At 64.1% G+C, this 13,751-nt stretch carries 13 protein-coding genes and 1 tRNA gene; 11 read left to right on the top strand and 3 right to left on the bottom strand.

Features of this window, described 5'->3' with window-relative positions:
* The first annotated feature begins 81 nt into the window (after window positions 1–81).
* The 6 genes from CVM50_RS03285 (at window position 82) to CVM50_RS03260 (ending at window position 5,312) form a co-directional block, all read left to right on the top strand.
* The gene (locus CVM50_RS03285; RefSeq protein ID WP_085886131.1) at window positions 82–867 is read left to right on the top strand and encodes a crotonase/enoyl-CoA hydratase family protein; all 786 of its coding nucleotides are present in this window, start codon (window positions 82–84) and stop codon (window positions 865–867) included.
* Between the two features lie 2 nt (window positions 868–869).
* Window positions 870–1,373: a MarR family winged helix-turn-helix transcriptional regulator gene (locus CVM50_RS03280; protein ID WP_085886132.1), complete on the top strand. Its 504-nt coding sequence runs from the start codon at window positions 870–872 to the stop codon at window positions 1,371–1,373.
* Window positions 1,363–2,238 carry an amidohydrolase family protein gene (locus tag CVM50_RS03275; protein ID WP_085886617.1) on the top strand — a complete coding sequence of 292 codons (876 nt, stop codon included), beginning with the start codon at window positions 1,363–1,365 and terminating at the stop codon, window positions 2,236–2,238. Before CVM50_RS03280 ends, CVM50_RS03275 begins: the two co-directional genes overlap by 11 nt.
* Before the next feature lie 33 nt (window positions 2,239–2,271).
* Window positions 2,272–3,396 carry a C4-dicarboxylate TRAP transporter substrate-binding protein gene (locus CVM50_RS03270; protein ID WP_085886133.1) on the top strand — a complete coding sequence of 375 codons (1,125 nt, stop codon included), beginning with the start codon at window positions 2,272–2,274 and terminating at the stop codon, window positions 3,394–3,396.
* 90 nt (window positions 3,397–3,486) lie between these two features.
* Window positions 3,487–4,014, top strand: coding sequence for a TRAP transporter small permease (locus CVM50_RS03265; RefSeq protein WP_085886134.1), 528 nt, complete (start codon window positions 3,487–3,489; stop codon window positions 4,012–4,014).
* Entirely contained in the window at window positions 4,011–5,312 is a 1,302-nt protein-coding gene (locus CVM50_RS03260; RefSeq protein WP_085886135.1) for a TRAP transporter large permease, read from the top strand. Before CVM50_RS03265 ends, CVM50_RS03260 begins: the two co-directional genes overlap by 4 nt.
* 88 nt (window positions 5,313–5,400) lie before the next feature.
* Here the strand turns inward: CVM50_RS03260 and CVM50_RS03255 are convergent, their stop codons facing one another.
* Window positions 5,401–5,916 (bottom strand): MarR family winged helix-turn-helix transcriptional regulator, encoded by a 516-nt coding sequence (locus tag CVM50_RS03255; RefSeq protein WP_232618136.1) that lies wholly within the window; start codon window positions 5,914–5,916, stop codon window positions 5,401–5,403.
* A gap of 292 nt (window positions 5,917–6,208) precedes the next feature.
* Between CVM50_RS03255 and CVM50_RS03250 the strand changes: the two genes are divergently transcribed.
* Window positions 6,209–6,282, top strand: a tRNA-Gly gene (locus CVM50_RS03250).
* A 58-nt stretch (window positions 6,283–6,340) separates the two neighbouring features.
* Here the strand turns inward: CVM50_RS03250 and CVM50_RS03245 are convergent.
* Entirely contained in the window at window positions 6,341–6,616 is a 276-nt protein-coding gene (locus CVM50_RS03245) for a winged helix-turn-helix transcriptional regulator (protein ID WP_232618135.1), read from the bottom strand.
* Window positions 6,617–6,786: 170 nt separating this feature from the next.
* On the opposite strand from CVM50_RS03245, the gene CVM50_RS03240 reads away from it, so the two are divergent.
* Entirely contained in the window at window positions 6,787–7,296 is a 510-nt protein-coding gene (locus CVM50_RS03240; RefSeq protein WP_085886138.1) for a DUF2867 domain-containing protein, read from the top strand.
* A 231-nt stretch (window positions 7,297–7,527) separates the two neighbouring features.
* On the opposite strand, the gene CVM50_RS03235 is transcribed toward CVM50_RS03240, so the two are convergent.
* On the bottom strand, window positions 7,528–8,556 hold the full coding sequence (locus CVM50_RS03235) for an alpha/beta hydrolase family protein (protein ID WP_085886139.1): 1,029 nt from the start codon (window positions 8,554–8,556) through the stop codon (window positions 7,528–7,530).
* A gap of 80 nt (window positions 8,557–8,636) precedes the next feature.
* Between CVM50_RS03235 and CVM50_RS03230 the strand changes: the two genes are divergently transcribed.
* The 3 genes from CVM50_RS03230 (at window position 8,637) to CVM50_RS03220 (ending at window position 13,731) form a co-directional block, all read left to right on the top strand.
* Entirely contained in the window at window positions 8,637–9,680 is a 1,044-nt protein-coding gene (locus CVM50_RS03230) for a helix-turn-helix domain-containing protein (protein WP_232618134.1), read from the top strand.
* A gap of 371 nt (window positions 9,681–10,051) precedes the next feature.
* Window positions 10,052–11,791, top strand: coding sequence for a sigma-54-dependent Fis family transcriptional regulator (locus CVM50_RS03225; protein WP_085886140.1), 1,740 nt, complete (start codon window positions 10,052–10,054; stop codon window positions 11,789–11,791).
* Window positions 11,792–11,931: 140 nt separating this feature from the next.
* On the top strand, window positions 11,932–13,731 hold the full coding sequence (locus tag CVM50_RS03220; RefSeq protein ID WP_085886141.1) for an NAD(P)/FAD-dependent oxidoreductase: 1,800 nt from the start codon (window positions 11,932–11,934) through the stop codon (window positions 13,729–13,731).
* Window positions 13,732–13,751: the final 20 nt, after the last annotated feature.

Here is a 13,751-nt window from a genome sequence, read left to right as displayed (position 1 = left end):
CAGAGATTGACTCAGCAATTTTATTTTGTCTACTAGGAAACAAATAACAGTCGAAAGACGATGTGGAAGGAGTGCGGTCCGATGGCGGAGACCGAAGGAAAGTCGTTTGTTTCCTATGAGTTGCGCGGCAATGTTGCGCTGATCGGCCTGACCCGGCCGGAAAAGCGCAACGCGATCAGCGACGCGGTGATCGAAGAGCTTGCCCTCGTGATCGAACGCGCACGCAACGAGGCGAAGGCCGCCGTGATCTTCGGTGAAGGGCAGCATTTCTGCGCCGGGCTGGACCTGGCGGAGCATTCGGAAAAGCCGCTGCTCGATTCGATCATGGGTTCGCGCCGCTGGCACGAGGTCTTCGACCGGATGCAGCGCGGCACCATCCCCTTCTTCGCGGCCCTGCACGGCGCGGTCGTCGGCGGCGGCTTCGAGCTGGCCTCCTCCTGCCAGATCCGCGTGGCGGATGAGACGACCTATTTCGGCCTGCCCGAAGGCCAGCGCGGCATCTTCGTCGGCGGTGGCGGCTCGGTCCGGATCGAGCGGCTGATCGGCACATCGCGGATGACCGACATGATGCTGACCGGCCGTGTCGCCAAGGCCGAGGAAATGGAACGCTGGGGCGGCGTGAACTACCTTGCTCCCGCCGGCGGCGCCATCGACAAGGCCATCGAACTGGCCGAAGAGGCCGCCAGCAATTCCGAGTTTTCCAACTACGCGGTGATGAACGCCCTGCCCCGCATCCGTGACATGTCCTCGGAAGACGGTCTGTTCGTCGAATCCATGGTCTCGGCCCTGGCCTCGATGACGCCCGAAGCCCAGGACCGCCTGCGCGCCTTCCTGGAGAAGCGCGCCAAGAAGGTGCTGGCGGACTGACCATGGCCAGCCCCACCCCCATAGCCCCCGCGCAGAAGATCACGACCGAGAGCCTTCGCGGCTCCCTCGGCTTTCTGCTGCGGGTCGCCCAGCTTCGCTCTTTCGGGCATTTCTTCGCCGTCTTGGGCGACGAGGAGGTGCGCCCGGGCGAGGCGACGGTGCTGGACCTGATCCGGGAAAACCCCGGGATCCGGCAGGGGATGGTGTCGAAAACGCTGAAGATCAAGCGCGCGCAGATGTCGAAGATGATCCGCGAGATGGAACGTGAGGGTCTGGTGGCCCGCGCCGTGCCAGAGGACGACCGTCGCGCGATCGAACTGCGCCTGACGAAGGAGGGGGAAGCGATGATCGCGGGCATCACTGCGCGCTTCCCGGAGATAGAACGCCGCACGCAGGCCGCGCTGACGCCGGCCGAAGGTGCCGAATTGCGCCGTCTGCTGATCAAGCTGAACGGCCTCGACAAGACCAAGGGAGAGGATTCCGATGACCCGGACGATGAACGTTGATGAGCTGATCGCCATCGACTTCCACACCCACGCCGAGGAACCCTGCAAGTGCAGCCGCGACGACGGCTACAACGAGTTCCAGGCCGGCATGGCCAAGTATTTCAAGAACCCCGCCGGGGCCGACGGGATGCTGCCCACCGTGCCGCAGACGGCCGAGTATTTCCGCGAGCGCAAGATCGGCGCGGTGATCTTCCCCGTCGATGCGGAACGCGAGACCGGCTTCCACCGCTATTCCAACGAGGAAGTGGCGGAGCTGGCGGCGGAGAACGCCGACGTGCTGATCCCCTTTGCTTCCATCGACCCGCACAAGGGCAAGGCCGGTGCCCGCGAAGCGCGCCGCCTGGTGCGCGATTATGGGGTGAAGGGGTTCAAATTCCATCCCACCATGCAGGGGTTCTTCCCCAACGACCGGATGGCCTATACGCTCTATGAGGCGATCGCCGAGGAAGGGGCGATTTCCTTGTTCCACACCGGACAGACCGGCGTGGGCTCGGGCATGCGGGGAGGCATGGGGATGCGGCTGAAGTATTCCAATCCGATGCACGTGGATGACGTGGCGGTGGATTTCCCCGACATGCCCATCGTGCTGGCGCACCCCTCCTTCCCCTGGACCGAGGAAGGCCTGTCGGTGGCCCAGCACAAGCCCAACGTCTACATCGACATGTCGGGCTGGGCGCCGAAATACTTCCCGCCGATCTTCGTGAAATATGCGAATTCGATCCTGAAGAAGAAGATGCTCTTCGGTTCTGACTGGCCGGCGATCACGCCGGACCGCTGGGTGTCCGAATTTCAGGATCTCGACCTCAAGGAAGAGGTCAAACCTTTGATCCTGAAGGAAAACGCGAGGCGTCTCCTGAAGATCTAAGAGCAAGACTGTTAAGCAACCAGGGAGGAGAAAATGGTGGCTTTCAAGAAGACGATGATGATCGCGGCAACGGCAGGGATGGCCTTTGCGGCAACCGCGGATGCACGGGACCTGCGGATCGCCTCGGGCGCCCCGCCGGCCCACCCGTCGAACGGCTTCCTCTACAAGCCCTTCGCGGAATACCTGCCGGAGGAATCGAACGGCTCTCTCGGCACGATCGAGCTGGGCACCGAGGTCGTGGGCCTGGGCCAGATGAAGGACGCGCTGCAGACCGGGCTGGTGGACGTGGGCAACCTGCTGCCGCTCTACTTCCCGGCCGAGCTGCCGAACTTCGCCCTGGCGGGCGAGTTGTCCCTGTCAGGCCGTGACGCCCATGCCATGGGCGCGGCGCTGACCGAATACACCGTCAACTGCGAGATGTGCCAGCAGGAGCTGTCGGACTTCGGCATAGTCTACCTGGGCTCCGGCTCGTCCGACCAGTATGCCCTGCTGACCAGGACCCCGGTCAGCACCGCCGATGACGTGGCCGGCCTGCGCCTGCGCTCGGGCGGTGCGCCCTATGCCCGCTGGGCCGAACACTTCGGCGCGACCCCGGTCAGCGTTTCGGTGCTGGACACCTTCGAGGCGATGTCCCAGGGCACCATCGACGGCTCCATGGCCTCCATCGGGGACCTTCTGGCGTTCCGCCTGATCGAACTGGTGGAACATGTCACGCTGATCCCGCTGGGCACCTACTTCTCCACCTCGAACATGACCGTGGCGCAGCCCACCTGGGCCAGCCTGTCGGAAGAGGACCGCGCCGCCATGGCGCGTGCGGCCAACAAGGCCAACGCGGACATGACCCAACGCTGGGGCTACGATTTCCCGCAGATCGCCCGTGAACAGGCCCTGGAGGCCGGCATCACCATCGAGGAAGCCGCGCCCGAGTTCGTCGAGGCCGCGACCCAGTTCGCCGTCGACGACCGCGTCGCCGCCGCCGAGATCTCGGCCGAGCGTTTCGACATGGACGATGCGGCAGAGCGCGTCGAGGAGTTCGTGCGACTGATCGAGAAATGGGAAGCCATCTCGGAAGAGCTGGACCACGACAAGGACGCCATCACCCAGCGTGTCTGGGACGAGGTCTGGAGCAAGGTCGACTTCTCCACCTACGGTAGCTGATACTACGTGATGCCCCTTGGCGGCCGGGTCTGTCCCGGCCGCCAGCCCCTTCCCTGCCGTCTCTCCACTCTCAAGACCAGGACACCTGCCATGAAACGTCTTGAAAAGGTCGCGGACCTGCTATCGCAGGGGCTGGCCCTGATCGGCTCCATCGGCCTGATGGCCATGCTCGTGCATATCTCCATCGACGTGATCTCCCGCAATATCTTCGACCTGCCGGTCCCCGCCACGAACGAGGTCGTGTCGCGCTACTACATGGTGCTGATCGTCTTCCTGCCGCTGGCCTGGGTCGAACGGCAGCGCACCATGATCACCGTCGAGGTGATGGAAATGGTGCTGGGCCCGCTGGGCCGTCGCCTGTCCGATGCCGCCGTGGGCCTGCTGGCCACGGTGATCTATGCCTCGCTCGGCTGGGTGACCTGGACCGTGGCCCTGAAGAACATGGAGATCGGCACCTTCGTCGATGTCCTGGGCCGGCAACTGCCCGTCTGGCCCAGCTACTTCCTGCCCACCGCAGGGTTCTTCCTGGCCGCGCTGATGACGGCCCTGCGCGTGATCCTGCTTCTGAAAGGTCCCTCGGAGGACCAAGGCTCCAGCCCGGAAAGTGCCCACCCATGAGTGTTGAAACCGGCTTCTACGGTATTGCCGCCCTGCTGATCCTGCTGATCCTGCGGGTGCCCGTGGCGCTGGCGATGATCACCGTCAGCTTCGGCGGCATCGTCAGCCTGCTGGGCACCGCGCCCGCCATTGGCATCCTGCAGAACACGCCCTACGACTTCGCCGCCAAGTGGACGATGTCGGCGGTGCCGATGTTCCTGCTGATGGGGTTCGTCGCCTTCCATGCCAACCTGACCTCGGGGCTGTTCACCGCCGCCAAGGTGCTGCTGAAACGCATCCCCGGCGCGCTGGCCATCGCCTCGGTCTTCACCTGCTCGGGCTTTGCCGCCGTCTGCGGCAGTTCCATCGCCACCGCCGCCTCCATGGGGCGCATCGCGATCCCCGAGATGGTCAAGGCAGGCTATTCGCCCTCCATCGCGGCGGGTGCCATCGCGGCGGGCGGCACCATCGGCGCCCTGATCCCGCCCTCGATCATCATGATCATCTACGGCGTCTTCGCCGAGACCTCGATCACCCAGGTCTTCATGGGCGGCGTCACCATCGGCATCATGACCGCCGTGGCCTATTCGCTGGTCATCCTGATCGGCGCCTGGATCCGTCCCGACCTGGTGCCGCCCCGCCCGATCGAGGGCGAATCGCCCCCGCTGGGCCAGGCCCTGATCGACACCTGGCCGGTGCTGGCGCTGATCGTTCTGGTCTTCGGCGGCATGTTCTCGGGCCTCTTCAGCGCGACCGAGGCCGGTGCCGTCGGCGCGGCGGGCGCGCTGATCTGCGCCCTGCTCGTCGGGCGCCTGAACTGGAAGGTGCTGCGCACCTCGCTGCTGGAAACGCTGCAGACCACCGCCTCGCTGCTGATCATCGGCATCGGCGCGGCCATGTTCACCCGTTTCCTCGGCATCACCGGCCTGTCCAACTTCATCGCCGCCCAGGTCAGCGGCTCCGACCTCAGCTACTACCACCTGATGCTGATCGTGGTGGTGATCTACTTCCTGCTGGGCATGGTGATGGAGCCGTTCGGCGCCATGCTGGTCACCCTGCCGATCTTCATCCCGATCCTGAACGCCGAAGGGATCAGCCTGGTCTGGTTCGGCGTGCTGGTGGTGAAGCTGCTGGAGATCGGCATGGTCACCCCGCCCGTGGGGCTGAACGTCTTCGTCATCCGCAACGTGGCGTCCGAGCATGTCACCACGATGCAGGTCTTCAAGGGCGTGGGCCCCTTCCTGCTGTCGGATCTGGTGGTAACGGCGATCATCGTGATTTTCCCGTCTCTGGTGCTGTTCCTGCCCTCGCTGGTCTAGAGCGGCCCGCGACGCGCAAAACAAGAAGGGGCGGCCCGGGCATCGGGCCGCCCCTTTCCGTTTTCGGGCCTGACACCAGACGGCGGGCTCAGTCGCTCTCCTCTTCGAGGTTCGTCAGGAACTTCCGCATGACCCCCATGAAGGTCTCCAGCTCGGCGACACTGACGCCCTCCAGCATACGCGCTTCGGCGTCCAGAGCGATGTCCAGCAGCGCCTCGAACAGCTCCTGCCCACTGTCAGACAGCCACCAGCTGCGGCGACGCACATCGCCGGGGCTGGCCTCCCAGTCCAGGTAGCCACGGTTCGACAGCAGATGCAGGGACCGGCTGATCGCCGACTTGTCCATGCGCAGCAGCGCGCAAAGCTGCGAGGCCGAGGCGCCCGGATGGACACTCAGCATGGCGATGACCCGCCATTCCACCACGCCCAGCTCATAGCCGTCGCGGAACGGGCCCGCGATCTGGCGGCTCCAGGCGGTGTGGACGGCAGCCAGCAGGAACGGCGCATAGTGATCGAGATCGAGGCGTCGTTTCCCCGAGGGCTGAGCCTCCGCTTCCGTCCCGGCCGCGCCCGTCCCCTGAGCCTGGCTGTCCTCCCGCGTCACGCAGTCCTCCTCAGGCCGAACGGCCCCTTTCAAGTCCTCCATGCAACTCCCCTCCCCTGGCGTTGGCTGGCGGTTTCGTGAAAATCCGTGAGGAGAATGCACGGATGGGCCCGGCAAGGCCAGCCTTTGCAGGCGATTTTACCGCAGGCGGGCGCTCCCCGGCGTCCCTGCCGGGCAAAGCCGCGACGCACCGGGGACGACAGCAGGCAAGAGGCCGCATTTCCCGACCACGTCAGGCCCAGATCCCGCTTGACCGGCCCTGCCGTGATGTTCTAGTCAGTCCCCCACCCGAGCGGGCGTTGTGTAATGGTAAGACCCTTGCCTTCCAAGCAAGAGATACGGGTTCGATTCCCGTCGCCCGCTCCATTTCCAATCTCATGTTATTTACTTTCCGGCCTCTTCCGGCTGTTCGGTCAGGGCAAAGCTATTGCTCGGGCGTCATTTCCGCCCAACGGTTGGCCCAGGCCTCCAGGTTGACGAACTGTTGGGCAAGGTCATGACCGATCGGCGTAAGGCCATAGCCCTCTGCCTCTCGCGTTACAAATCCGAGCTCCCGAAGCTCACGGACCCGGTCGTTGACGATTGTCGGAGAGATACCGTCGCATCGTCTTTGCAACTCGCGAAATGTGGCGGGGCCCTGCGTCAATTCCCACAGTATCCGCAGCGTCCAGCGTTTTCCCAACACATCAAGCAGTACCATGATCGGGCGGCCGGAGGTTGATCCGCGGCTCGGCTGGCCTGGTTTTCTCATCTCGATCTTTCGCTTGATGCTACAAATTATGTAGCGTATGGCATTTGCTACATATTATATAGCAAGCGCAGGCTGGCCGTCCAACCGGATGAGGCGTCTGGGCCGAGGAAAGGCATGACGTGGGAAACTATAACATCGACAAGGTTGCGGTTGCGCTGCCTTCTGTCTTTCTGGAAGGCGCGAACTGGGCCGACGCTTACGAATTTCGGTATCTGTCGGAGAACCTGAACGCGGCGGATGCGGTCGGGGCGATGTTCGGTCAGGCCCCGCCCCTATGGGTGCGCTTTCTGAACGTAACCAGAAACAAAATCGTCGGACTGTTCGGGATCAAGTCGGGCCAAATCTCTATCGACGAGACACAGGCAGGCGCCTTCCCCGCCGTCTTCCAATCGGAGGAGGTTGCCGTCTACGGCTTTGACGACTGGCATTTGGACTTCAGGATCGTGATCCAAGTCCTCGAAAAGGAGGCGGGTCGCGCGGTGCGGCTGACCACTCTGGTACGTCGCAACAACGGCTTCGGATATTGCTATATCTTTCTGATTTCGCCCGTACATAAGCTGATCGTAAGACGGCTGTTGCGCAACTTGTCGTATAGCTACGCACAACAGAAGCAGCCCTTGGTTCCATGACGAGGGAGACACGTCTTTCGGCCTCCCTGGTACTGCCCCTGGATCGACCGTCCGGCACGACGGCTTGATGCCCTGCGAGCGACTGTGCCGCCCGGCGCGGTACGTATGGGGTCGACCCAGCCTTTCGATTGCCGCGTCCAAACGGCGGCGTCAGGGTTGCTTCAAGAGATAGCGCTCTGACAAGAACAGGATGACCCTTCCGCCGGTATTCCGCGGAAGGGCCCCACCAGATCAACGCGCTGACAAGTTCAGGAACTGCGCGATCGCCTCCACAGACGCAGCGTGCGCCGCGCCGCGGTCCCAGTCTTCGGGATCATCGCAGATCGGATCTTCGCCCTCCTCGATCAGCAACTGCCCGGCATTCGGCTTGCAGGTCGGCAGGAACGAATAATGCCAGGCATTGGGGATCACGGCATGCTCCACATTCGGCAGCATGTCGATCAGCCCGCTGCCCTGTGTCCGTACATCCGTGGCGAACCAGGGAAAGTCATCCCCCAGGGACACGATTTGGACCGGGACGTCGATCTCCGCCGCGCTCTCGGGGATCGCAGCATAGGTATACCCAGGATCGACGGCGACGATGGAGGTGAAGCGGGGGTCCGACATATCGGCCGAGAATTCTGGCGGCAGGTTGTCGAAGTCGACCCCGCCACGCATCAGAAAGAGACAGTCCTGCGCGGTCTCGCCGAACCTTTCACAATAGGCGCGGTAAGCGTCAGGATCGAGACGCAGACCCGCAAGTCCCATCACCGTGGATCCACCAAGCGAGAAGCCGAGGGCCGTGATCCGCTCGCGGTCGATATGTTGCGCGATCTCAGGATCCGACAGGACGTGGTCAAGCGCCGCCCCCATATCCGCCGCGCGCTCCGCCAGGCGCGCTGTCCGGCGGGGAGAGCTGTCGCCGGTCGTTGTCCCGGGATGGTTCATCACCACGACAATTGCGCCACGCTCGGCCAGAGCGGCAGACAGCCAGGCGGTTCCGTCAATGCTGCTGCCGGATCCGTGCGACACGACGATCAGCGGCAGGTCTCCTTCGGGAAACGCCGCGCCGACATAGGCCTCGACCGGCTGGAATATCATGCTCTCACCGACCAGGCCGGTATAGGTCGCCCGACCGACCGGATACCAGAGACCGCCCGCGATCGGTCCGGAGCGATGATCGGCCCGGAAATCGAACCGGTCGAAGCCGACATTCGGGTCAGCAAGCGCCGGGCCGGCGAGCAGAAGGGTCAGAACGGTCGCGGAAAGCAGGTGTTTCATCTCGGGTCTCCTTGGGTTGGGTGATGCCCCCACCAGCCACGTGTCGGCCCTATTCCGCGTCCTGAAACCGGTTTGAGGTCGTGCAGAACCGGATCCTGGTCTATTCGGCCACCATGTTGACGCTTCCGATTCCGCTCATCGTCGCGCTGATCCTGGGCTTTCTGGCATTGCGCCACGCCCTTGCCGGCGACCGCTCGATCCTGTTTCTGGTGCTTCTGGCGGCCTGCGCGATGCAGGCCTTGGTGATCTCGCTGACGCAACATTATGGGCTGTCCGGTCTTTGGCCCCTCCAGCTCGCCACTGCCGTAATCATGCCGCCGCTGGCCTGGCTGACATTCCAGTCCGCTGCCCTGCGACCGTTCGATCGGAGACGGGACTGGCTCCACCTGCTTGGGCCTGCCTTCGCCGCCTTCTGCACGGTCTTTGCCCCGGTCACACTGGACGTTGTGCTGCCCGCGCTCTTCGCCGGCTACGGCGCGACAATCCTGGCTAGTCTTCGGATCGACGAAGCACTGCCGCTCGCTCGGCTCGGCGCCGGGCCACGACCGGCACGGATCTGGAAGGCCGTTGGCCTCCTTCTTGTTCTTTCGGCTCTGTCGGACGTCCTGATCGCCATTGCTCTTCGGCTCGGGCATGTCGAATGGCGGCCGCTTATCATTAGCCTCTTCACATCCTTCACGCTTCTCGGCATCGGTCTTTTGTCGCTCTCACGCGATGCGGATGGCACGGCTGAGGACCGGTCGGGCGAAGACAGCACGGGCGCGCCTGACATGCCCCGCCCATCGGAAGAAGATGCAGACCTCATCGCGCGCCTCGATGCGCTGATGCTGAAAGACAAGCCGCATCTCGACCCCGACCTGACGCTGGCCCGCCTCGCCCGGCGGCTGCATGTGCCGATCAAGCAACTTTCGGCCGCGATCAACCGGACAAAGGGTGAGAATGTCTCGCGCTATGTGAACGGTTTTCGCGTTCGCAGCGCCTGCGCGCTTCTGGAGCGTGGCGAGACCATCACCGAAGCCATGCTCGGAAGCGGGTTCAACACGAAATCGAACTTCAACCGTGAATTTGCGCGCGTGACCGGACAGTCGCCTTCTGCATTCCTTCGCAACGGTCGGGAAGGGTAGCGCTTGGCATCTGCCCAAGATAGTTCTGCAGGCAAGAGGGTCGCTTGGGAGGCCCATCTTCAACCTTTGTGGCGCTGCGTGCCCGAACGTCGACAGACAGCTGTTCAGTGCAGAGGCAGGCGTCAGGCAGAATGGGCTCAAACCGGTCATGCGGCCACGCAGCAGAGCACAAACACGTGCCCCAAGTACGCCGTCGCTCTCGGCCCGGAGCAGACCTTCGCGCCAGGCGCAGCGGGTGGCCACTCTTAGCCCAATTCGCCCGCCAATGAGCCGTCCTTCGCTTTCAGATCGACAGGGCCGATCCCTCATACCAAAATCCTGCATTGGCAGAGGCGCTTTTGATTGTACCATGTAGATCAGGGAGAGGTCTGATGATCGAGCGGTATCACGTAGAGGAAATTGCCCAAGTCCTGAATGGTCATGCCTCTGGTCGGGACAGTTATGTGGATGCATCCTGGCGCCGGTGCGTCGAGGTGTATGGCATGGACCCCACACGCAACGAGCCGGCCCATATCGTGACCGAGACGGAGTTCCGCACCCATCGGGAACAGGCCGAGTGGATGATCGGGGCGGCGCGGTCCAGCCTGAAAACCCTTTTTCGCCAGGTGGCGGGGCAGAATTACGTTCTGCTGCTGACGGATGCGAAAGGGGTCTGCGTCGACTTCTTCGGCGACGACCTTTTTGCCGATGAACTGCGCGGGGCGGGGCTCTATCTCGGCTCGAACTGGTCCGAGGATCTTGCCGGAACCTGCGGCGTGGGCGCCTGCATCGTCACCGGCGAACCGGTCACGGTCCATCAGGACGATCATTTCGGCAATGCCCATACCGCGCTCTCGTGTACCTCCGCTCCGATCTACGACAGCCTGGGACAACTGGCCGCCGTGCTCGACATCTCGTTGCTGCGCTCTCCGTCCCCGAAAAGCAGCCAGAACCTCGCGATGTCTCTGGTGACGTCAGCGGCGCGGCGGGTCGAGATGGCCAACCTGATGGCCGCGAACCGTCGCGAATGGGTATTGAGGTTTTCCTCCAGCCCGGAGTTCCTTGATGTGGACCCGGAGTGCGCGGTTGCACTGGACGGCTCGGGCCGGGTGATCGGGGCCACCCATGCCGCGACACGGATGCTCTCGCGTGAGAGGCAGTTGATCGGGGAGAGGATCGACGGTCTGCTCGGGATCAGCGTCGACGACCTTCCCGACCTGATGCGGGATCGCCCGACCGAAGAGCGTGTCGTGGCGCTTGGCGATGGCGGTGCGGTCTTCGGTCACGCCATCGCGCCACAGACCCCGCGTCGGCCACCGGGGGCGACGGTCTCGCGCACCTCCGGTGGCGTCCTGACCGGGCTTGCGGGCAGTGATCCCGGCATGGAGCGCCTCTTGTCCCGCGTCGAACGGCTCGCGCCGACAGAGGTTCCGCTGCTGATCTGCGGCGAGAGCGGTAGCGGCAAGACAAAGCTCGCCCGCGCCGTTCACATGGCCTCCAGGCGGGGCGGCTTCGTTACACTGGACTGCGCCGGGATGCCGGCCGATGAGATGGCATCGGTGATCGAGGCGCAGCCCCGACCGGCGACGCTGCTGCTTCGGCGCATCGAGGACCTTTCCGAGGCGGCCGCCCTTGCGCTGCCCGGGCTTCTGGATGCGCATCCCGACCTGCGAGCGATCGCAACCAGCGGCCTCTCGCCAAGTGCCCTTCTGTCGCACGAGATCCTGCCCTGCGCGCTCTATCACCGGCTCGCCGGAGCCGTTTTCGAGCTGCCGCCCCTGCGCGAACGGCAGGATCTTGGCTGGCTGATCGAGCGGCTGCTGCGGCGGCTGTCGGGCGGCGAGATGCGCCTCACGCCCTCGGCCCGCGCGGAACTGATGGCCCGCGACTGGCCGGGCAACCTGCGCGAACTGGGCAATGTGCTCGACGTGGCCTGTGCCCTGGCCGAAGGCTGCGTGATCGATCTGCCGGATCTGCCCGAGCCCCCCCGCGCCAGCAATCAAGAGCAGAGCCTTGAGGCCGTGCTTGACGCCTGCAATTGGAACATGGCCCGCGCCGCAAGACGGCTGGGGGTCAACCGCTCGACGGTGCTGCGCCGTATCCGCAAGCAAGGGTTGCGCGCGCCGAACTGACGTGTTGCGCGGCGTTGCGTTTGCAACATGCTGCGATGCTGCAATCTCAGAGACAGCCAAAACTGTCGGATTCACGTGGCCGAAGGGCGGGCGCGCTCGCCACACTCTCCTCATCACATTGCCTATGAGGAGGATACGCAATGCTTGACTCGACCGTCACCGCTGAAGTGCAAGACATGCTCGACAGCCTGAACGCCGCCCTGGCGCAGGGCGACGCCCAGGCGGCCAGTGCGCTCTTTGCCACCGACAGCTACTGGCGCGACCTGGTCGCCGTCACCTGGAACCTGAAGACTGTGGAAGGGCCCGCCGGCGTGCAGGACATGCTCACGGCTCAGCTGGGGCATACGAAGCCCGGCAGCTTTGCCATCCAGGAGGGCGAACTTCCCGCTGAGGAGGGCGGCGTCATCACGGCCTGGATCACCTTCGAGACCGCAGCCGGGAGGGGCTGGGGGCTGATGCGCCTGAAGGACGGTCGCATCTGGACGCTGCTGACCACGCTGCAGGAGCTGAAGGGTTTCGAGGAAAACCGCGGCAAACGCCGCCCCATGGGGGCCGAGCACGGTGCCGCGAAGAACCGCAAGTCATGGACCGAAAAGCGCGAGGCTGAGGCAGCAGAGCTTGGCTACACCGAGCAGCCCTATACGGTCATCATAGGCGGCGGTCAGGGCGGCATCGCGCTTGGCGCGCGGCTGCGACAGCTTGGCGTGCCAGCCATCGTGCTCGACAAGCACGACCGCCCCGGCGACCAGTGGCGGTCGCGGTACAAGTCGCTCTGCCTGCATGACCCGATCTGGTACGACCACCTGCCGTATATCAAGTTCCCCGACAACTGGCCGGTCTTCACGCCCAAGGACAAGGTGGGCGACTGGCTCGAGATGTATACCAAGGTGATGGAGATCCCCTACTGGACCCGCTCAGAGGTGCAGAAGGCCAGCTATGACGAGGCGTCCGGCACCTGGGAGGTCAAGGTGAACCGCGACGGCGAGGAGGTCATCCTGCGCCCCACGCAGCTGGTGCTGGCGACCGGCATGTCGGGCAAGCCGAACATGCCGAAGTTCCCCGGCATGGAGGACTTCAAGGGCACCATCCAGCACAGTTCGCAGCATGACGGCCCGGACGACTGGACCGGCAAGAAGGTGGTGGTGGTCGGCTCCAACAACTCGGCCCACGACATCTGCGCCGCGCTCTGGGAGGCGGATGCCGACGTGACCATGGTGCAGCGCAGTTCGACCCATATCGTGAAATCCGACAGCCTCATGGAGATCGGCCTCGGCGCGCTCTACTCCGAGGACGCCGTGGCCAGCGGCATGACGACCGAGAAGGCCGACATGGTCTTCGCCTCCCTGCCCTACCGGATCATGCACGAGTTCCAGATCCCGCTCTACGATCAGATGAAGGAGCGTGACGCCGAGTTCTATGCCGGGCTGGAAAAGGCCGGGTTCGATCTCGATTGGGGTGACGACGGATCGGGCCTGTTCATGAAGTACCTGCGCCGCGGCTCGGGCTACTACATCGACGTGGGCGCCAGCCAGCTCATCATTGATGGCGAGGTGAAGTTGGTCAAGGGCCAGGTCGAGCGGTTCGACGAGACCGGCGTGGTGCTGTCGGACGGCACGCATCTCGATGCCGACCTCGTGGTGATGGCCACGGGCTACGGCAGCATGAATGGCTGGGCCGCTGACCTGATCTCTCAGGAGGTCGCGGACAAGGTCGGCAAGGTCTGGGGCCTCGGGTCGGACACCACCAAGGACCCCGGCCCCTGGGAGGGCGAACAGCGCAACATGTGGAAGCCGACACAGCAAGAGAACCTCTGGTTCCATGGCGGCAACCTGCACCAGTCGCGGCATTACTCACTCTACCTGGCATTGCAGCTGAAGGCTCGGATGGAGGGGTTGGAGACCCCGGTCTACGGCCTGCAAGAGGTGCATCACCTCTCGTGATGCCCTTACAGGGCTGCGCC

The sequence above is a fragment of the Pseudooceanicola marinus genome (genome assembly GCF_002786295.1).
GTDB classification, from domain to species: domain Bacteria; phylum Pseudomonadota; class Alphaproteobacteria; order Rhodobacterales; family Rhodobacteraceae; genus Pseudooceanicola; species Pseudooceanicola marinus.
The sequence above is the reverse complement of the archived record's forward strand: the minus strand, read 5'-3'. Positions and strand labels throughout refer to the sequence as shown.